The following is a 17,181-nucleotide window of genomic DNA, read 5'->3' as shown; positions in this document are numbered from 1 at the left end:
TGGGCAGGGCTCGCGGCGTTGGCAAGCGGCGGGTGGACAGCGGTGCGTCGACGGGGCCCCCCGCTCCGTCATACGGCGGCGTTGACGCGCGGCGATCCTGTCCCCCTATAGGTGGGATCCGCTACGGCGCATCCCGGGGGACGGACGGTCGAGGAACGATGACGGGTGCCGCGGCGCAGACGGACGCGCGCGGGGGGCAGGCCCCGCCGGAGCGCTCCTCCGTAGGCCTCGTCGCGGTGATCGTCGCCGCGACCAAGGGGGAGCCGCGCGCCCTGACCATCCGGGTCCCCGACCAGGCGCCCGGCCGCGGCGACGGCCTGCCGGCCGGCCCCCTCGTCCCAGAGCACGCCACGCTGGAGCGGGGCCTGCGCGCCTGGGTGGAGCGGCAGACGCACCAGCGCCTCGGCTACGTGGAGCAGCTCTACACCTTCGGCGACCGCGACCGCTCCGGCACGGCGACCCTGTCGGGGGTGCACTCCCTCTCGGTGGCCTATCTGGCGCTCGTCCGCGAGGAGCGGCCGGCGGGGCTCGCCGAGGCCGCGTGGCAGAACTGGTACCGCTACCTACCCTACGAGGATTTCCGGCAGGGGCGCCCGCGCCAGCTCGACGCCATCGAGGCGCGGCTCGCCGAATGGGCGTCCGAGCCGGAGGATTGCGCCGCCCGGACCCGCCGCCTCGACCGCCTCGGCCTGACCTTCGGCATGAACGGCGGCACGTGGAACGAGGAGCGCGTCCTGGAGCGCTACGAGCTGCTGTTCGAGGCCGGGCTGATCCCGGAGGCGCGGGGCAATCCCGGCCCGGCCCTGCCGAACGACCCGACCGGCGTCCCCATGGCGTTCGACCACCGGCGGGTGCTCGCGACCGCGATCGGCCGGCTCCGGGGCAAGATCAAGTACCGCCCGGTGGTGTTCGAGCTGATGCCGCCGGAATTCACCCTGCTGCAGCTGCAGAAGACCGTGGAGGCCCTGTCGGGGACGCAGCTGCACAAGCAGAACTTCCGGCGCCTCGTGGCCCAGCAGGGGCTGGTGGAGGAGACCGAGAGCGTGACCAGCGGCGCCGCCGGCCGGCCGGCGCGGCTGGTGCGCTTCCGCCGGGAGGTGCTGCTGGAGCGCCCGGCCCCGGGCCTGCGGCTGCCGTCGCGGCGGGCGGGGTGACGGCGGCGGTCAGTCTCGCCGCGCCAGGGTGCCGAGCCCGCTCGCGTCGAGCGCGTCCACCGTCACGGCGGCGGCCCGGCCGTCGCTGCCGATGGCGAAGCGGACGGCGGAGGGGCGGTCGGGCGCCTCCGCGTCCGGGAAGCTGAGGAAGAGGTCGCGGTCGAAGTGCCGGAGGGGGTAGCGGCGCGCCCCCGCGGGGCCGACCGTCAGCGTCAGGGCGCCGTCCGCCTCCACCACGACGGCCTCGCCGACATAGGCGTTGGCGTAGCGCCCGGCATAGGCCGAGAGCGCCAGGGGCGCGGCGGGCGGCGCCGGCGGCGTGCCGTAGGCCGCCTTGTCGGCGGCGATGCCCGGCGCGAACAGGTTCTCGTAGGCCGCGCCCCAGGCCGCCACCCAGTCCCGGCCGACGCGGCCGTCGAAGACGAGGTCGGCGAAGCTGTCGGCCAGCCCCTCCGGCACGCCGGACGGGAAGGCGTTGGTCAGGACGAGGATCCCGAGACCGGCCTCCGGATGGATCGAGACGAGCGTCTGCGCGCCGACGCTGAAGGCGCCCGCGTGGCCCCAGACGAGGCCGTGGCGGCCGTACTCGACGTTCCAGCCGAGGCCGTAGAAGGACGCGCCGCCGGTCACGGGGTTGCGGCCGCGGGCCATGAGCGGGACGTGCGTCTGCGCCAGGGCCGGGGCCGCGACGCGCTGCGCGCCCTCGAAACGGCCCTTGCCGATCACGAGCCGCAGCCATCGGGAGAGGTCGCGGACATCGCTGCTGACGCCGCCGGCCGGCGCCTGCGCGTCGGGATTCCGCTCGATCTTGGCGGTCCAGACGCCGCCGGCCCGGACGTGGAGCGCCGCGCGGTCGGGCCGGCTGAGGAAATCCGCGTGGGTCGTGCCGGTAGCGGTCATCCCGAGCGGCCGGAACAGCCGATCCCGAGCCACCGCCTCCCAGGGCTGGCCGGTCGGCTTCGCGGCGGCGACCGCGCCCTCGGTGAAGCCGAAATTGCTGTAGGCGTAGCCGGCGCGGAAGCTGGAGGCGGGCGGCGCGAGGCGCAGCCGGTGCAGGATCGCGTCGCGGCCGAAGCCGATCGCCTCCAGATCGTCGCCGGCGGTCCCCGGCAGGCCGCTGCGATGGTTGAGGAAGTCGCGCACCGTGACCTGCGCGGTCGGGTAGGGCTCGTGCAACTGGAAGGCGGGGTCGAGATCCGCGACGCGCGAATCCCAGTCGACCACCCCGTCGCCGACCAGGGCGGCCACGATCGTCGCGGTGACGGGCTTGGACAGGGAGGCGATCTGGAAGACCGTGTCGGGGCCGACCGGCTCGGGCTTCCCGGCCTGCCTGAGGCCGTATCCCTTCAGGAGGAGCGTCTCGTCGCCGAGGACGACCGCGACCGCGAGGCCCGGCACCGCGCCCGCGTCGACGGCCCGCCGCGCCAGCGCCTCCAGCGCCGGCAGCTGCGCCTCGACCTGCGCCCGCGTCAGCGTCCCGGCGGATCCGGCTCCGGGCCCGGCCGCGATCAGGCCGAGGGCGAGGCACGCGCCGACGAGGCGCCGGCGCGATCGGGCCCGCTGCATGAGTCGTCGATCCCGCCTGAGAGAGCTCGGACCTCGAGAGTGGCATCGTCGGGCCGCCGAAATCAATCGCGCCGCCCCGGGCCGCGCCGCGAATGCGCGGGCCGGCCTGACGGACACGGACGAAGACTGTTCGGGAACCGGGCCGGGCTAGCGGAACGGGTCGGCGCCGGGTGCCGGCTTCACGCCGCGGAGCATCCGGTACAGCGTCCATTCCTCGACGATCTTCCGCCCCGGAAGGGCGCAGAGCCCGATCGTGCCGCCATCGGGCAGCTTCGCGAGGATCGTCTGCCCGCCCATCGTCGCGCAGAAGGCCGAGGCCGGATTCTCCAGCGCGCGGGCCGGCCCGGATCCGGCAAGGGCGGCGCAGACCGCGAGCGCGCGGACAGGCCACGCGGCGGGCGCCCTCCACGGTCCGATCATGCGCGTCATGGGCCGCCCTGCCCTAACCGTAGGTGTGGTCGTCGGCCGGGAACCGGCCGGCCCGGACCTCGTCCGCGTAGGCTTTCACGGCGTCCTCGATGTGGGTCCGCAGGCTCCCGAACTGGCGCACGAATTTCGGCGTGCGCTCGGACAGGCCGAGCATGTCCTCCAGCACCAGGATCTGGCCGTCGCAGACCGCCGAGGCGCCGATGCCGATCGTGGCGGCGGTGACCTGGGGGGAGGTCGCGATCGCCCGCGCCACCGGCTCGACGATGCCCTCGAGCACGATCGCGAAGGCGCCGGCCTCCGAGATGGCGCGGGCATCCTCCAGGAGGCGGCGCTCGTCGTCGGGGGCCCGGCCCTGGACCTTGAAGCCGCCCATCGTGTTCACCGCCTGCGGGGTGAGGCCGATATGGCCCATCACCGGCACGCCGCGCTGGACGAGGAACGCCACCGTCTCGGCGAAATGGGCGCCGCCCTCCATCTTGATCGCGCCGGCGCCGGTCTCCTTGAGAACCCGGGAGGCGCTGAGGAAGGCCTGCTCCCGGCTCGCCTCGTAGGAGCCGAACGGCATGTCGACCACGACCAGCGCCTTCTGCGTGCCGCGGATCACCGCCTGGGCCTGGAGGATCATCATCTCCAGGGTTACGGGGATCGTCGATTCCATCCCGTGCATCACCATGCCGAGGGAATCGCCCACGAGGATGAAGTCGCAATAGGGATCGACGATGCCGGCCGTGTGGGCGTGGTAGGCGGTGAGCGCGATGATCTTGCGCCCCTCGGCCTTGCGCTTGCCGATATCGACCGCCCGGAGCCGTCGGGACTGCACGACCTGCGACATGGTTCAGACCTCATTCCGGCCACTCGGGACGCGGCGCGGGCGCCCTCTCCCGCCCGGGAGAGCGCGCGCCCCGCCACGCGAGCCTCGTTCCGCGGCGTCTCTTACAATGCCCGGCGATGCGGGTCAGCGCCCCGCCTGCGGCTCGGCGCCCGCCTTCCAGTCCGGATCGACCGTCAGGTTCGCGGTCTCGTGCATCTCCTGCCAGCCCTCGACGCCCTCGGGGAACCAGCGCACGCCGGTATAGCCCTTCAGCACCAGCCGCTTGGCGGCGTTCCAGCTGCCCCAGCACTCGACGTGGCAGAACACCACGACGGGCTTCGCCTTGTCGCCCCCGGTCAGCGCCGCGACGCGGGCGTAGAAGAGCGCCTCGCGCGCCGGCGCCAGGGGCTCGGCGCCGGCCTCCGGCATCCAGACGGCGCCGGGGATCGACGGATGCACCGGCAGCCAGAGGCGGCTCTCCGGGAAGTTCGACGGCTTGCGGTCCGGCGCCGCCACGTCGAGCAGCACCGGCTTGTCGGGGCCGGCGATCAGGGCGGCGACGGCGTCGGCGTCGACCACCGCGGCACCCTTGAGGGTCTGCGGCGTGTAGCCCTTCGGAGGGCCGGCGTAGAGCCCCTCCGGCTCGGGCACGTTCACCGGCGAATCGGCCGGCGCCGCGGCGAGGCAGAGGAGCGCGGCGCAGGCCGCCGCGGCCCGGCCGGTCAGGAGGAGGCGCCGCATGGTCAGTTCGTCGGGCTCGGCGCGGTGAAGCTGTGCTGCCACTGGCCGCCCTGGTTGTCGGAGGCCGCCACCTGGATCGGCTTGCCGTCCGGCTTGAACGCGAAGTTGATCACCGGGTTCGAGGCGATCGAGATGTCGCCCGTCATGGTGAAGACCTTCCGGTCGCCCGCCGAGACGGTGAGCTTGTCGATGTAGCGCGCCGGCGTGTAGTCGCGGGTCACCTGGTTCATCTGCATGCCGGAGAAGTTCGGGTGGCGGATCATCAGCGTCGCCTCCACGGGCTTGCCGGCCGCCGTCTCGGCGAACTTCATGCGCATGTCGCCCATGCCCTTCATGGCCTCCTCGTCGCTCATCCCCATCGGGGCCGAGCAGCCGCCGGAGGCCTTCACGAACTGCTTGGCCTCGTAGAGCTTGCCGTCCGTGGTCTCCACCACGGCGTGCATGTCGGTGTAGTTGTTGACCCGCACGCGCAGCTTCAGCTCGGCCGGGTCGGCGGCCGGCCCGAACTCGAACTTGGCCGCGTAGGGCGCCGGGTTGTCGTCGATGATCAGCGAGACCGCCTTGATCTGCCCGTCCTTGGGCATGGTCAGGGTGATCGGAACCAGGGCGGCGTCGAGCGCCCGGGCGGGCGCCTCGATCTTCACGAGGCTGTCGGTCGGGGCAATCTGGCGGTCGCCGAAGATCGACTTGGCGATCTCCTGCCAGCGGGCCGCCCGCTCCTGATCGGTGTCGGAGGCGCCGGCCGCCCGCGCGGCGCCGGCGAGCGGTCCCGACAGCGCCGTCGTCGCCAGGACGAGGCCGAGGGCGAGGCTGGAGAAGGTCTGTCCGATGAAGGTCTGTCCGATCCTGTGCGTCATGGCGTGCCTCCCGATTGGCTTGGATATGGGGATTCTGAAACCTATTCCCACTCGAGTTCCTGGTAGGCCACGGTGACGTTGCGGCCGTTGTAGGTGTCGAACAGGGCCCACTTGTCGCGCTGGTCCGCCGCGACGCTGGTCACGGCCTTCTCGATGGGCACGTCCTTGGCGATCGCCGCCCGGGTGCCGTCGCGCAGGGCGGCCAGGTAGCCGGAGAGGTCGGCGAGCGCCGGGGCGAGGTCGACCGCGACGGGGCCGTGGCCCGGGACGGCCCGGGCGGGACCCATGGCCTTCAGCCGCTCGATCTCGGCGAGCCAGCCCTTGAGGCTGCCGTCGAGGGAGGGGATCCGGTTCACGAACAGCAGGTCGGCGGGGAACAGCAGGCCGCTGCCGGAATCGATCATCGACAGGTCCGAGGTGGTGTGCGCCGGACCGTGCGCCGTGAAGGTCAGGCGGCGGTCGCCGAGGTCGATCTCGGCCGTGTCGGCGACGGTCATGGTCGGGTAGACCACAGGCCCGGTCCGGTCCTCGCCGAGCAGGTCGATCAGCCGCTTGCGGTAGAACTCGCCCCGGGCCGCCAGGGCCTCGGTGAGCTTGGCGTGGCCGATGAAGACCGGCTTGTCCTGGACGAAGGCCCCCGCCCCGAAGACGTGGTCCGGGTGGACGTGGGTCAGAACCACGTGAGTGATCGGCTTGTCCGTGCGCTTGGCGATCTCGGCGCGCAGCCACTGGCCGTCGGCGAGGCTGCCGCCGGACTCGGTCACCACCACGCCGGTCCTGCCGACGAGGAAGCCGATATTGGCGATGGCGTCGGCGTTGTCGGGGGTGGCGTCGGCGATCAGGCCCTTGCGCACGTACAGGCCCGGCCCGACCTCCTCCATCGTGAAGCTCTCGGCGGCGCGGCCCAGCGTCGGCAGGCAGCACAGGCAGAGCCCCGCGAAGAGGGCGTGCCGTCGCGTCGGCCCGGCGGTCTGCACCCGCGGATGGACGGCGCGTGCCGTCATGCCGAAACCTCCCGATCTTGCCCGTTCTTGATTGTCTACCATTAAGTAGGTAGATTGATCGTCCGTCAAGGGGTCGCCGGGAGCCGGTCCCCGCCGCGGCCGCACGTTCGCGTGACTTCGTGCGATGACGGGGGTGAGTTTTGGAGCGACGTTCGCCGCGATGAGGGATACCCGCGCCGAGTTGCTGATGCAGGCCGAGACCCTGGTGCGGGGCCGCGGCTTCGCCGGCTTCAGCTACGCCGACCTCGCGGCGGCGGTGGGCATCCGCAAGGCGAGCATCCACCACCACTTCCCCACCAAGGTCGATCTCGGCGCCGCCCTGGTGGCGGCCTACGCGGCGCGCTACGCCGCGGCCCTGGAGGCGATCCGCCGGGACGTGCCGGACGGGCCGGGCCGGGTCGAGGCCTACGGGCGGCTCTATCTCGGCGGCGTCGAGCAGGGGCTCGGCTGCCTCTGCGCGGCGCTGGCCATCGAGGGCGAGGCCCTGCCCGAGCGCCTGCGCCGGGACGTCGCGGCCTTCTTCGCGGACCATCTCGCGTGGCTGGAAGGCATCCTGCGCGCGGGCCAGGCGGATGGCAGCGTGCGCGGCGGCGCGGATCCGGCGGCGCTCGCCCGCTACGTCGTCGCCACCCTGGAGGGCGCGCTCCTGATGGAGCGCCTGTTCGCGAGCCCCGACGCCTTCCGGGGGACGCTGGCGGTCCTGGTCGACGGCCTCAGGCCGCAGTGAACCGGGCGTAGCCGTCCGCCCGCAGGCGGCAGGCCGGGCAGGTGCCGCAGCCGTAGCCCCAGGCATGCCGCTGCCCGCGCTCGCCGAGGTAGCAGGTGTGGCTCTCCTCGACGATCAGGTCGACCAGCGGCTGCCCGCCGAGGCTCTCGGCCAGCTCCCAGGTCTGCGCCTTGTCGAGCCACATCAGCGGCGTGTGCAGCACGAAGCGCCGCTCCATGCCGAGATTGAGCGCCACCTGCAGGGCCTTGATCGTGTCGTCGCGGCAATCCGGGTAGCCGGAATAGTCGGTCTCGCACATGCCGCCGACCACGTGCCGGAGCCCGCGCCGGTAGGCGAGCGCCGCCGCGAAGGTCAGGAACACGAGGTTGCGGCCGGGCACGAAGGTGTTGGGCAGGCCCGACGCCTCGTAGCCGATCGCGGCCTCCCGGGTCAGCGCCGTCTCGGAGACCTGCCCGAGGGCGTCGAGGGCGAGCGTGTGGTCCTCGCCGAGGCGGCCCGCCCAGGCTGGATCGAGGGCGGTCGTGCCCGCCCGCAGGGCCGCGCGGCGGTCGAGCTCGACCCGGTGGCGCTGGCCGTAGTCGAAGCCGAGGGTCTCGACGTGGTCGAACCGGTCCAGCGCCCAGGCCAGGCAGGTGGCCGAATCCTGGCCCCCGGAGAACAGCACCAGCGCGGCGCGGTCCCCCGGGATGGCGGCGTCACTCGCCATCGTACTCGGCCCAGGACATCGGGGTCTCGGCGACCCGCACGAGCGCGAGGCCCGGCAGGTCCGGCCGGAGGCGCTGCCAGATCCAGGCCGCGATGTTCTCGGCGGTCGGGTTCTCCAGCCCCTCGATCTCGTTGAGGCAGTGGTGGTCGAGCCGGGCGAGCAGCGGCCCGAAGATCGACTCGATGTCGTAGAAGTCGATCACCCAGCCGGTGTGGGGATCGACCGGGCCGGCGACCGTCAGCTCGACCCGGTAGGAATGCCCGTGCATCCGGTGGCAGCGGTGTGTCTCGGGCACGTTCGGCAGCCGGTGGGCCGCCTCGAAGGTGAAGGCTTGGGTGATCTTCATGGACGGTTCGCGGGTGTGGCCGATCTCGCCCCCGCCATAGCGCCGACGGGCGGTCCCGCGCAAAGGCGGGCTGCCCTGCGTTCGGCGGCGCGGCCGGGGATCAGGCCCCGGCGCCGGCTTCCGACCACTGCGCGTACCACGCCTTGAACAGGCGCAGCTGCGTCTCCGCGTAGTGGCGCTGACCGGCGCTGAGCGCGTCGGTGGCATTGAAGTGCAGCGCGTATTCCGGGTTCCCCTCCAGCACCATCAGGTGCTTGTAGTAGAGGACGAGGTCGGTCCCCTCGTCGAAGCTCGACAGGATCGCCAGCGCGGCGTCGAGTTCCTCGGCCCGGCGCCGGGCCCGGACGTCGCCCGCGGCGGCCTTCTCGCACAGGGCGACGAGGTGGAGCACTTCCCGCGGCAGGACGTTGCCGATGCCCGTGATGGCGCCCCGGGCGCCGCAATTGACGTAGCCGTGTACCACCTGGGTATCCACCCCGACCATCAGGGTGATGTCGGGCGACTGGCCGGTGATGTGCTCGGCCGCGTAGGTGAGCGAGGCCGCGCCGCCGAACTCCTTGAAGCCGACGAGGTGCGGGTGGCGGGCGCGCAGGCGGAAGAACAGGTCCGCCCGGGTCTCGAACCCGTAATAGGGGCTGTTGTAGATCACCGACGGCAGGTCGACGGCCGCCTCCAGGATGCCGCCGAAATGCGCCTCCTGGGCCGCGGCCGAGCTGCCGCGCGACAGGACCCGCGGGATGATCATCAGGCCGTGGGCGCCGGCCGCCTTGGCGTGCGCCGCGAGCGCCGCGGCCCGCTTCGGGTTCTGGGCGCCGGTCCCGACGATCACCGGGACGCCGGCGGCGAGCAGCCGCTCGACGCCCGCCATCCGCTCCTCGTCGGTGAGCAGCGGCCAGTCGCCCATCGAGCCGCAGTAGACGACCGCCGACATGCCGGCATCGACGAGCTCCCGCCCCTTGCGCGCCAGGGCGTCGAGGTCGGGCGTCCGGTCCGGCCGGCAGGGCGTCATCAGGGCCGGGATCGTGCCGGAGAAGATGTGTCGATCGGAGGCCATCGCCGGCTCGCCTGCTGGGGGTGGGATCGTCCCGGGCGGCCTTGGGGCCTCGCGGGGCGGCACGCCTCTCCATGGCAGCGCCGCGCGAGTCTGGCAAGGATTTTATACAATCGCCGTCATGGGGGCCGCGCCGGGCGCCGTGCCGAGGAACGCCATCAGCGCGGCGGCGACGTGGTCGATATGGTCGGTCAGGAGGGCACAGGCGGCCGAGACGTGGCCGTTCCGGCACAGCCGGACGATCTCGCGGTGCTCGCGGTCGGCCCGCTCCAGCTCGGCGCTGTCGGTGGAGAGCTGGAGGCGGGTGTAGCGGTCGCACTCGGCCAGCAGCGAGCCGACCAGACCGAGGGCGCGGGGCCGCTCCGCCCGGCCGTAGAGGAGGAGGTGCAGCTCCGTGTTGAGAGCGCCCCAGCGCGCTGTCGCGCCCGCTCGCAGGGCCGCGGCGTACTCCTCCAGCAGGGCGTCGGCCCGGGCGTAGTCGTCGTCGGTCAGGCGGGGCGCCGAGAGGGCCAGGAGGCGCGGCTCGAGGGCGGCCCGGAGCTCGAGGGCCTCGGCCGCGTCGGCCGCCGAGAGCGGCGCCACCATGGCCCCGCGATGGGGCAGGATCCGCACGAGGCCCTCGGCCTCGAGCTGGAACAGCGCCTCCCGCACCGGGATCCGGCTGGCGCCGAACTCCGCCGCGAGACCGTCCTGGCGGAGCTGCGAGCCGGCCGGATAGCGGCCGTCGAGGATGCGCCGCCGGATCTCGGTCCCGATCGAGCCCGCGATGGTCCGGTTCTTCATCGCCTCGCTCCCGGTCGACCCCGGATGCCCCGCAGGACCCTTGACGGCGGAGCTCCGGTGTTGAAATTGTATAAAATCAATCGGGCAACGGGCTCGATCACGACAAGGGTGCCCGCGATGACGCTCTCCCGCCGCCAGATCCTGGCCGGTACCGCAGGCGCGGCCGCCGGCCTCGGCCTCCCGCACCTGGTCCGGGCCCAGCCCGGCGGCGGCAGCGTGCTGCGCTTCATCCCGTCGACGCCCCTGCCGTCCCTCGATCCGATCGTCGCCACGAGCTACGTCATCCGCAATCACGGCTATCTCGTCTACGACACGCTGTTCGCCACCGACGAGAATTTCCGCATCCAACCGCAGATGGTGAGCGAGTGGCAGACCGCGCCCGACGGCCTGCGCTGGACCTTCCATCTCCGCGACGGCCTCACGTTCCATGACGGCTCCCCCGTCGAGGCCAAGGACTGCATCGCGTCCATCGCGCGCTGGTCCAAGCGGGACGCGTTCGGCCAGACCCTGGCGGGCTTCGTGGAGGGGTACGGCCAGGAGGACGCGCGGACCTTCACCATCGCGCTGAAGAGGCCGTTCCCCCTGCTCCCGGCGGCGCTCGGCAAGCTGTCCTCGAACGTGCCCTTCATCATGCCGGAGCGCGTCGCCCTCCAGGACGCGTCCAAGCCGATCGCCGACGCCACGGGCTCCGGGCCGTGGCGCTTCGAGGCGCGGGAATGGATCCCCGGCCAGAACGCGATCTACACCCGCCACGCCGGCTACCGACCCCGCGAGGAGGCGCCCTCCTGGGCCGCCGGCGGCAAGGTCGCCAAGGTCGACCGGATCGAGTGGCTCGCCATCACCGAGGCCTCGGCGGCGGTGGGCGCGATGATCCAGGGGGCGGTCGACTGGTACGAGCAGCCGGCGATCGACCTGATCCCCGTCCTCAAGGGCAAGCCGGGGATCGAGATCCGCAACGTGCCGCTCGGGCTGATCCTGCTGATGCGGTTCAACCACACGCAGCCGCCGTTCAACAATCCCGAGATCCGCCGGGCCGTGATGATGGCCATGAAGCAGGACGACTACATGCAGGCGGTGGTCGGCAGCCCCGAATATTACCGGGAGGCCAAGACCTTCTTCACGCCGGGCTCGCCGATGTCGACCGGGGCCGGCGGGGCCGCGGCCATGCAGGCGGACCTTGCCAAGGCCAAGGCGATGCTGGCCAAGGCCGGCTACAAGGGCGAGCGCGTCGTCCTGCTGGCCCCGGCCGACCAGCCGATCGCCTACAACCAGTCGCTGGTGACCCAGGACCTGCTCAAGCAGCTCGGCATGAACGTCGATCTGGTCTCGACCGACTGGGGCAGCTTCATCGCCCGCCGCGGCAACCGCGGGCCGGTCGATGCCGGCGGCTGGTCGCTGTTCCACACCCTCTGGTCGGGGGCCGACGTGCTGAACCCGGCGCTCCACCCGCTGATCCGCGCCAACGGTCAGGCGGCGTGGTTCGGCTGGCCGGACGACCCGACCCTGGAGGGCCTGCGCAGCGACTGGATCGCCACCAGCGACGAGGCGCAGCAGAAGGCGCTCGCCGCGCGCATCGAGGAGCGGGCCTTCGCGGTCGTGCCCTACGCCCCCGCGGGCCTCGTGCAGCAGCCGATGGCCGTGAGTTCGAAGCTCAAGGGCATGGTCATGGCCCCGGTGCAGTTCTTCTGGAACATCGAGAAGACCGCCTGAGTCCGGGCGCTCCCGAGGAAGGTTCGTCTTTGCGAGCGCAGCGAAGCAACCCAGGGCAGCGGGCCGCTGATGGGCGTGGCGCCGCTGGATTGCTTCGCTCCGCTCGCAAAGACGCGAGGGCGCAGGTGCCCGCGCGTCTTCAGCCCGCGCCCTTCCCCGACACGCCGGCCTGCGCGAAGGTCGCCATGCCGGTGTGGCAGGCGAGCGCGCCCTTCAGCAGGCCCATCGCCATGCCGGCGCCCGAGGCCTCGCCGAGGCGCATGCCGAGCGCCAGCAGCGGCACCAGCCCGAGCCGCTCCAGAACCTCCGCGTGGGCGCCCTCCGCCGAGACGTGGCCGGCGAGGCAGTGGTCGAGGGCGCCCGGGTCGGCGGCGTGCAGCACGGCCGCGGCGGCGGTCGCCACGTAGCCGTCGATCACCACCGGGATGCGCTGCAGCCGCGCGGCCAGGATCGCCCCCGCCATGGCGGCGATCTCCCGGCCGCCGAGGCGCGCCAGGACCTGGAGCGGGTCGTCGAGGTGGCCGGCATGGTGCGCGAGCGCCGCCTCCACGGCCGCGACCTTCCGGGACAGGCCGTCCCGGTCGACTCCTGTGCCGCGCCCGACCCAGTGGGCGGGATCGCCGCCGAACAGGGCGGCGTAGAGGGCGGCCGCCACCGTGGTGTTGCCGATGCCCATCTCGCCGATGCCGAGGCAGTCGGTGCCGGCGGCCACCGCCTCCATGCCGAACGCCATGGTGGCGACCGTGGCGCGCTCGTCGAGGGCCGGCCCCTCCGCGATGTCGCCGGTGGGCATGTCGAGGGCGAGGTCGAACACCTTGAAGCCGAGGCCGTAGGCCGCGCAGATCTGGTTGATCGCCCCGCCCCCGGCGGCGAAGTTGTCGAGCATCTGGCGGTTGACCGCGTCCGGGAAGGCCGAGACGCCGCGGCGCGTGACCCCGTGGCTGCCGGCGAAGACGCAGACCAGCGGCCGGTCGAAGGTCGGCGGCGCCTTGCCCTGCCACGCCGCCAGCCACGTCACGAGGCTCTCGAGGCGCCCCAGCGAACCGGCGGGCTTCGTCAGGGTCGCGTCCCGGGCCGCGACGGCTTCCTTCGCCTCCGCGTCGGGGCCCGGCATCGCCTTCAGCAGGTTGCGGATGTCGTCGAAGGGGCCGGGTTCGGGAGCGGTCGTCGAATCGGTCATGGCGGCGATGATTTCCTGTGGGCGCCTCCGGACGGGGAGACTATACGGGAGCGGCGCGCGGTGGCGGGCGGATGCGAGAGGCCGCGATGAACAGGCAGACCGGCGGGGAGGCCGACTGGCCCGGGCGCGGCGCCCTCTACGACCTCGCCGGGTGCCTGCGCTTCTACTCCCGCCTGCCGGTGCCGCAACTGCCCGGCGAGCCGGACCCGCACCGCAGCCCCGACTTCACCACCCTGCCGCGGATGCTGCCGCTGGCCGGCCTGATCCTGGCGCTGCCCGCCGCCCTGGTGCTGGCGGCCGGCTGGGCCGTCGGGCTCGGGCCGTTCCTGGCCGCGACCCTCGCGGTGGCGGTCGCCGTGGTGGCGACCGGCGCCCTCCACGAGGACGGGCTCGCGGACGTCGCCGACGGGTTCGGCGGCGGCGCCACCCGGGAGCGCCGCCTGGAGATCATGCGCGACAGCCGGATCGGGGCCTACGGCGGCGCCGCCCTGGTCCTGGCGCTGGCCCTGCGGATCGGCGCCCTGGCGACGCTCCTCGACCGGATCGGCCACGCGGCCGTGACCGGCCTGATCCTGGCGGCCGCCCTGTCGCGGGTCGCCGCCCTCGCCCCGATGGTGCTGCTCGCGCCGGCGCGGCCGGGCGGCCTCTCCGCCTCGGTCGGCCGCCCAGGCCGGGCGAGCCTCGCCACCGCGCTGGGCCTCGGCGCGGTGCTGGCGCTCGGCGCCGTGCCCCTCGGCCTGCCCCTCGGCGGCGTCGCGCTGATGATCCTGTGCGCCGGCCTCGCGGCCCTGGGCCTGACCCGGCTGGCGCGCGCCAGGATCGGCGGCCAGACCGGCGACGTCATCGGCGCCTGCCAGCAGGTCGCGGAGATCGCCGCCCTGCTGGCCCTGGTGGCGGCGACGGCGGGCGTGGCGGATTGAGGGAGGCCGCCGCGTCTTGACCCGGCCACGATCCCCCGGCCAAGGATCACCGATGCCGCCCGCGCCGAAACCCTCCTCGCCCTGCACCAAGGTCTGCGTCCTCGACGCCGCGACCGGCCTGTGCTGCGGCTGCGGGCGGACCCGCGACGAGATCGCCGCCTGGGGCTCGCTGTCGGAGGACCGGCGCCGCGCCGTGATGGCGGGGCTCGGCGCCCGGATGCGGGCCGCCGGCCTCACCCCCATGGAAGCGCCGCTGCCGTCATGATCTATCTCGGCCTCGCGGCCCTCGCCCTGGTTCTCGTCGCCCTGGTCCTCAGCGACGGCAGCGACAGCGTCGGCGGCGTGATCGAGCCCGACCAGTTGGCGAACTTCGCCTGGACCGGCACGATCCTGCTCCTGGTGGTGGCCGGGTTCTGGCGGCAGTTCACGGCCCGGCTCGGCGCGAACCTGCAGGCGCTCCTGGCCTGGGCGCTGATCGGCCTCGCCCTGGTGATCGGCTACAGCTACCGCGACCGGATCCAGGATGTCGGCGCCCGGGTGCTCGGCGATCTCCGGCCGGGGAGCGCGACCTCGAGCGGCGACGGCGCCGTCACGGTCACCCGGCGGGCGGACGGCGATTTCCGGGTCGACGCCTTGGTCAACGGCCGGGTGCAGCCCTTCCTGTTCGACACCGGAGCGAGCAGCGTCGTGCTCACCGCCGAGAACGCCGCCGCGCTGGGGCTCACGCCCGCGCCCGCCGAGTTCACCGCCCGCGTCTCCACCGCCAACGGCATCACCTACGCGGCGCCGACCCAGCTCGACTCGCTCAGCGTCGGGACGATCACCGAGCGGCGTGTCAACGCCATGGTGGCCAAGCCGGGCGCGCTCTCGGCGAACCTCCTCGGCCAGACCTTCCTGTCGCGGCTCTCCGGCTACGAGGTCCGGGGCGACCGCCTGATCCTGCGCCGGCCCTGACCGGGCCGCCGCGCAAGGCGCTCAGGCGGCGCGGGCCTCGGGGGCGGCGCGGGAGACCAGCGCCACCGCCTCCCGCAGGGTCGCGAGGTCGGCCTCCGGGCGCATCCCGTGGGTCGAGAGGTGGCGCCGGAAGGCCCGCGCGCCCGGCCGGCCGTTGAACAGGCCGAGCATGTGCCGGGTGACCGCGTGGAGGCGCTCGCCCCGGGCGAGGCACGCGGCGATGTAGGGCTCGAACGCCGCGACCGCCGCGAAGGCGTCGGGGGCCGGGGCCGGCACGCCGAACAGGTCGGGATCGACCCCGAGCAGGAGCGCCGGCTCGGTGTAGGCGGCGCGGCCGACCATGACGCCGTCGACCTCGGCGAGCCGCGCCCGCGCGGAATCCAGGTCGCGCAGGCCGCCGTTGACCGCGATCGGCAGGCCGGGAAGCCGCCGCTTCAGCCGCGCGGCGCGGCCGTAATCGAGGGGCGGCACGTCCCGGTTCTCCTTGGGCGAGAGCCCCTGGAGCCAGGCCTTGCGGGCGTGGACGATCAGCCCGTCGACGCCCGCCGCCACCACGGCGTCGGCCAGGGTGTCGAGCGCCGCCTCGGGGTCCTGGTCGTCGACGCCGATCCGGCACTTCACCGTCACCGGCACGGAGACCGCGGCCTTCATGGCGGCGACGCAGTCGCCGACCAGGGCCGGCTCGCGCATCAGGCAGGCGCCGAAGCGGCCCTCCTGCACCCGGTCCGAGGGGCAGCCGACGTTGAGATTGACCTCGTCGTAGCCGAGATCCGCGGCGATCCGGGCGGCCCGCGCCAAGTCCGCCGGGTCCGAGCCGCCGAGCTGGACCGCCACCGGGTGCTCGATCTCCGCGAAGCCGAGCAGGCGCTCCCGCGGCCCGTGCAGCACCGCGCCGGTCGTCACCATCTCGGTGTAGAGGCGGGCGCGCGCCGAGAGGGACCGGTGGAACGCCCGGCAGTGGCGGTCCGTCCAGTCTATCATCGGGGCGACGGAGAAGCGCCATCCACTGAGAGTTCCGGGTTCTTCCGTTGCGGCAATCACTTGCTGTCGCTCTCGTGCTGTACCTCGGCGATGCCCCATCGGGCGTCGGACTGCTCGGAATCCGGCTGTGGCGTGCCCGCTCGGCCCCGTCCGGTCCCACCGCGGGGGCGCGATGGGGCGCATCGTCGAGTCCGCCGGGAAGCACGGGACGACGGGGTATCACGCCCGGACCGTCGTCAAAAGAGACGGCACGGTCCACCGCGGGGCCCGGACCGTCGACCGGCGCGCCCGCCGCGGCTCTAAACGCGCCGTTAACCAAGATCAGTGATTTCCCAGGTCATTGGTAGCGTCGCGCGGGCTGTACCTGCCGCCGCGCAAGGATGGCACATCATGCGGCTGATCGTCGGCACAGTGATCGTCTTCGCCTGCGTCTTCGGCAGCTACGCGGCGATGGGCGGCCATCTGCTGGTCCTGTGGCAGCCGTTCGAGTTCGTCATCATCCTGGGTGCGGCGATCGGCGCCTTCGTCATCGGCAACACCGGGCCGGTGCTCAAGGCCGTGCCCGCCATGCTGGGCACGCTGATCAAGGGCCCCAAGTACAACCAGCAATCCTATGTCGAGCTGCTGGGAATGCAGTATTCGTTGTTCAAGCTCGCGAAGCAGAAGGGTGCGATGGCGCTCGAGCCGCACATCGAGGATCCGGGCGAGTCGACGCTGTTCAACGCTTTCCCGACCTTCGCGGCGAACCACCACGCGGTCGAGTTCGTCTGCGACTACATGCGCATGGTGACGCTGGGCGCCAACAACGTCCACGAGATCGACGCGCTCATGGATGAGGAACTGGAGACGCACCATCAGGAGCAGGAGCGCGTCGTCTCGGCCATGCAGTCGCTCGCCGACGGGACGCCGGCGCTCGGCATCGTCGCCGCCGTGCTCGGCGTGATCAAGACGATGGGGGCGATCAAGGAGCCGCCGGAGGTGCTGGGACACCTGATCGGCGGCGCGCTCGTCGGCACCTTCTTCGGCGTCTTCGTGGCCTACGGCTTCTTCGGGCCCATGGCGCAGTCGCTCAAGAGCCTCTTCGAGGCCGAGTCCAAGTACTATCTCTCGCTCAAGGCGGGGCTGCTCGCCCACATCGCCGGCCAGCCGCCGGTGATGGCGGTCGAGTTCGCCCGCAAGTCCCTGATGAGCGACGTCCGCCCGACCTTCAACGAAGTGGAAGCGGCGACCGCCGCTCTGCCCGCCCAGAGCTGATCCGACA

Annotated in this window: 19 protein-coding genes; 7 read left to right on the top strand and 12 right to left on the bottom strand. The window is 73.0% G+C overall.

Features of this window, described 5'->3' with window-relative positions:
• The first annotated feature begins 158 nt into the window (after window positions 1-158).
• A complete protein-coding gene (locus tag BMY19_RS12990) occupies window positions 159-1,154 on the top strand; it encodes an NUDIX hydrolase (RefSeq protein ID WP_100251977.1) in 996 nt (331 codons plus the stop codon).
• Between the two features lie 9 nt (window positions 1,155-1,163).
• On the opposite strand, the gene BMY19_RS12985 is transcribed toward BMY19_RS12990, so the two are convergent.
• The 6 genes from BMY19_RS12985 to BMY19_RS12960 all read right to left on the bottom strand — a co-directional run bounded on the left by BMY19_RS12985 (window position 1,164) and on the right by BMY19_RS12960 (window position 6,562).
• Window positions 1,164-2,720 carry a serine hydrolase gene (locus tag BMY19_RS12985; protein ID WP_100251976.1) on the bottom strand — a complete coding sequence of 519 codons (1,557 nt, stop codon included), beginning with the start codon at window positions 2,718-2,720 and terminating at the stop codon, window positions 1,164-1,166.
• A gap of 147 nt (window positions 2,721-2,867) precedes the next feature.
• Entirely contained in the window at window positions 2,868-3,149 is a 282-nt protein-coding gene (locus tag BMY19_RS12980) for a DUF333 domain-containing protein (protein WP_020092330.1), read from the bottom strand.
• 13 nt (window positions 3,150-3,162) lie between these two features.
• Entirely contained in the window at window positions 3,163-3,981 is an 819-nt protein-coding gene (gene panB / locus BMY19_RS12975) for a 3-methyl-2-oxobutanoate hydroxymethyltransferase (protein WP_020092329.1), read from the bottom strand.
• Window positions 3,982-4,104: 123 nt separating this feature from the next.
• On the bottom strand, window positions 4,105-4,701 hold the full coding sequence (locus tag BMY19_RS12970; RefSeq protein ID WP_100251975.1) for a rhodanese-like domain-containing protein: 597 nt from the start codon (window positions 4,699-4,701) through the stop codon (window positions 4,105-4,107).
• 2 nt (window positions 4,702-4,703) lie between these two features.
• Window positions 4,704-5,558 carry a quinoprotein dehydrogenase-associated SoxYZ-like carrier gene (locus BMY19_RS12965; RefSeq protein ID WP_020092327.1) on the bottom strand — a complete coding sequence of 285 codons (855 nt, stop codon included), beginning with the start codon at window positions 5,556-5,558 and terminating at the stop codon, window positions 4,704-4,706.
• A 41-nt stretch (window positions 5,559-5,599) separates the two neighbouring features.
• The gene (locus tag BMY19_RS12960) at window positions 5,600-6,562 is read right to left on the bottom strand and encodes a quinoprotein relay system zinc metallohydrolase 2 (RefSeq protein ID WP_020092326.1); all 963 of its coding nucleotides are present in this window, start codon (window positions 6,560-6,562) and stop codon (window positions 5,600-5,602) included.
• 160 nt (window positions 6,563-6,722) lie between these two features.
• Here BMY19_RS12960 and BMY19_RS12955 point away from each other — a divergent pair, with 160 nt between their 5' ends.
• Window positions 6,723-7,289: a TetR/AcrR family transcriptional regulator gene (locus BMY19_RS12955; protein WP_042673639.1), complete on the top strand. Its 567-nt coding sequence runs from the start codon at window positions 6,723-6,725 to the stop codon at window positions 7,287-7,289.
• On the opposite strand, the gene queC is transcribed toward BMY19_RS12955, so the two are convergent.
• From queC to BMY19_RS12935, 4 genes are all read right to left on the bottom strand, one after another.
• A complete protein-coding gene (gene queC, locus BMY19_RS12950; RefSeq protein ID WP_100251974.1) occupies window positions 7,276-7,995 on the bottom strand; it encodes a 7-cyano-7-deazaguanine synthase QueC in 720 nt (239 codons plus the stop codon). The genes BMY19_RS12955 and queC overlap by 14 nt on opposite strands.
• Window positions 7,985-8,341, bottom strand: a complete 357-nt coding sequence (queD, locus tag BMY19_RS12945; protein ID WP_020092323.1) for a 6-carboxytetrahydropterin synthase QueD — start codon at window positions 8,339-8,341, stop codon at window positions 7,985-7,987. The genes queC and queD overlap by 11 nt, the downstream gene beginning before the upstream one ends.
• Before the next feature lie 100 nt (window positions 8,342-8,441).
• Window positions 8,442-9,395: a dihydrodipicolinate synthase family protein gene (locus BMY19_RS12940; protein WP_100251973.1), complete on the bottom strand. Its 954-nt coding sequence runs from the start codon at window positions 9,393-9,395 to the stop codon at window positions 8,442-8,444.
• 102 nt (window positions 9,396-9,497) lie between these two features.
• Window positions 9,498-10,175, bottom strand: coding sequence for a GntR family transcriptional regulator (locus BMY19_RS12935; RefSeq protein ID WP_042673644.1), 678 nt, complete (start codon window positions 10,173-10,175; stop codon window positions 9,498-9,500).
• A gap of 117 nt (window positions 10,176-10,292) precedes the next feature.
• Here BMY19_RS12935 and BMY19_RS12930 point away from each other — a divergent pair, with 117 nt between their 5' ends.
• Complete coding sequence (locus BMY19_RS12930) at window positions 10,293-11,885, top strand: ABC transporter substrate-binding protein (protein ID WP_100251972.1); 1,593 nt, start codon at window positions 10,293-10,295, stop codon at window positions 11,883-11,885.
• 139 nt (window positions 11,886-12,024) lie between these two features.
• Here BMY19_RS12930 and cobT read toward each other — a convergent pair whose 3' ends face one another.
• A complete protein-coding gene (cobT, locus tag BMY19_RS12925) occupies window positions 12,025-13,065 on the bottom strand; it encodes a nicotinate-nucleotide--dimethylbenzimidazole phosphoribosyltransferase (RefSeq protein WP_100251971.1) in 1,041 nt (346 codons plus the stop codon).
• A gap of 86 nt (window positions 13,066-13,151) precedes the next feature.
• Here cobT and cobS point away from each other — a divergent pair, with 86 nt between their 5' ends.
• The 3 genes from cobS to BMY19_RS12910 are packed head-to-tail and all read left to right on the top strand — an operon-like array spanning window position 13,152 to window position 14,939.
• A complete protein-coding gene (gene cobS / locus BMY19_RS12920) occupies window positions 13,152-13,985 on the top strand; it encodes an adenosylcobinamide-GDP ribazoletransferase (protein ID WP_100251970.1) in 834 nt (277 codons plus the stop codon).
• 52 nt (window positions 13,986-14,037) lie between these two features.
• Window positions 14,038-14,250, top strand: coding sequence for a DUF1289 domain-containing protein (locus tag BMY19_RS12915; RefSeq protein WP_100251969.1), 213 nt, complete (start codon window positions 14,038-14,040; stop codon window positions 14,248-14,250).
• On the top strand, window positions 14,247-14,939 hold the full coding sequence (locus BMY19_RS12910; RefSeq protein ID WP_100251968.1) for a retropepsin-like aspartic protease family protein: 693 nt from the start codon (window positions 14,247-14,249) through the stop codon (window positions 14,937-14,939). The genes BMY19_RS12915 and BMY19_RS12910 overlap by 4 nt, the downstream gene beginning before the upstream one ends.
• Before the next feature lie 21 nt (window positions 14,940-14,960).
• Here BMY19_RS12910 and dusA read toward each other — a convergent pair whose 3' ends face one another.
• A complete protein-coding gene (gene dusA / locus BMY19_RS12905) occupies window positions 14,961-16,019 on the bottom strand; it encodes a tRNA dihydrouridine(20/20a) synthase DusA (RefSeq protein WP_100251967.1) in 1,059 nt (352 codons plus the stop codon).
• A gap of 291 nt (window positions 16,020-16,310) precedes the next feature.
• Between dusA and motA the strand changes: the two genes are divergently transcribed.
• On the top strand, window positions 16,311-17,174 hold the full coding sequence (gene motA / locus BMY19_RS12900) for a flagellar motor stator protein MotA (RefSeq protein ID WP_020092314.1): 864 nt from the start codon (window positions 16,311-16,313) through the stop codon (window positions 17,172-17,174).
• Window positions 17,175-17,181: the final 7 nt, after the last annotated feature.

It is taken from the genome of Methylobacterium sp. UNC300MFChir4.1, from assembly GCF_900110155.1.
Classification (GTDB): domain Bacteria; phylum Pseudomonadota; class Alphaproteobacteria; order Rhizobiales; family Beijerinckiaceae; genus Methylobacterium.
This window is presented reverse-complemented; position numbering and strand designations above follow the sequence as displayed.

Bases quoted from the DNA above. Each gene is read 5' to 3' on its own strand.
- BMY19_RS12990 (WP_100251977.1), top strand. From the start codon at position 159: ATGACGGGTGCCGCGGCGCAGACGGACGCGCGCGGGGGGCAGGCCCCG.
- BMY19_RS12985 (WP_100251976.1), bottom strand. From the start codon at position 2,720: ATGCAGCGGGCCCGATCGCGCCGGCGCCTCGTCGGCGCGTGCCTCGCC.
- BMY19_RS12980 (WP_020092330.1), bottom strand. From the start codon at position 3,149: ATGACGCGCATGATCGGACCGTGGAGGGCGCCCGCCGCGTGGCCTGTC.
- panB (WP_020092329.1), bottom strand. From the start codon at position 3,981: ATGTCGCAGGTCGTGCAGTCCCGACGGCTCCGGGCGGTCGATATCGGC.
- BMY19_RS12970 (WP_100251975.1), bottom strand. From the start codon at position 4,701: ATGCGGCGCCTCCTCCTGACCGGCCGGGCCGCGGCGGCCTGCGCCGCG.
- BMY19_RS12965 (WP_020092327.1), bottom strand. From the start codon at position 5,558: ATGACGCACAGGATCGGACAGACCTTCATCGGACAGACCTTCTCCAGC.
- BMY19_RS12960 (WP_020092326.1), bottom strand. From the start codon at position 6,562: ATGACGGCACGCGCCGTCCATCCGCGGGTGCAGACCGCCGGGCCGACG.
- BMY19_RS12955 (WP_042673639.1), top strand. From the start codon at position 6,723: ATGAGGGATACCCGCGCCGAGTTGCTGATGCAGGCCGAGACCCTGGTG.
- queC (WP_100251974.1), bottom strand. From the start codon at position 7,995: ATGGCGAGTGACGCCGCCATCCCGGGGGACCGCGCCGCGCTGGTGCTG.
- queD (WP_020092323.1), bottom strand. From the start codon at position 8,341: ATGAAGATCACCCAAGCCTTCACCTTCGAGGCGGCCCACCGGCTGCCG.
- BMY19_RS12940 (WP_100251973.1), bottom strand. From the start codon at position 9,395: ATGGCCTCCGATCGACACATCTTCTCCGGCACGATCCCGGCCCTGATG.
- BMY19_RS12935 (WP_042673644.1), bottom strand. From the start codon at position 10,175: ATGAAGAACCGGACCATCGCGGGCTCGATCGGGACCGAGATCCGGCGG.
- BMY19_RS12930 (WP_100251972.1), top strand. From the start codon at position 10,293: ATGACGCTCTCCCGCCGCCAGATCCTGGCCGGTACCGCAGGCGCGGCC.
- cobT (WP_100251971.1), bottom strand. From the start codon at position 13,065: ATGACCGATTCGACGACCGCTCCCGAACCCGGCCCCTTCGACGACATC.
- cobS (WP_100251970.1), top strand. From the start codon at position 13,152: ATGAACAGGCAGACCGGCGGGGAGGCCGACTGGCCCGGGCGCGGCGCC.
- BMY19_RS12915 (WP_100251969.1), top strand. From the start codon at position 14,038: ATGCCGCCCGCGCCGAAACCCTCCTCGCCCTGCACCAAGGTCTGCGTC.
- BMY19_RS12910 (WP_100251968.1), top strand. From the start codon at position 14,247: ATGATCTATCTCGGCCTCGCGGCCCTCGCCCTGGTTCTCGTCGCCCTG.
- dusA (WP_100251967.1), bottom strand. From the start codon at position 16,019: ATGGGGCATCGCCGAGGTACAGCACGAGAGCGACAGCAAGTGATTGCC.
- motA (WP_020092314.1), top strand. From the start codon at position 16,311: ATGCGGCTGATCGTCGGCACAGTGATCGTCTTCGCCTGCGTCTTCGGC.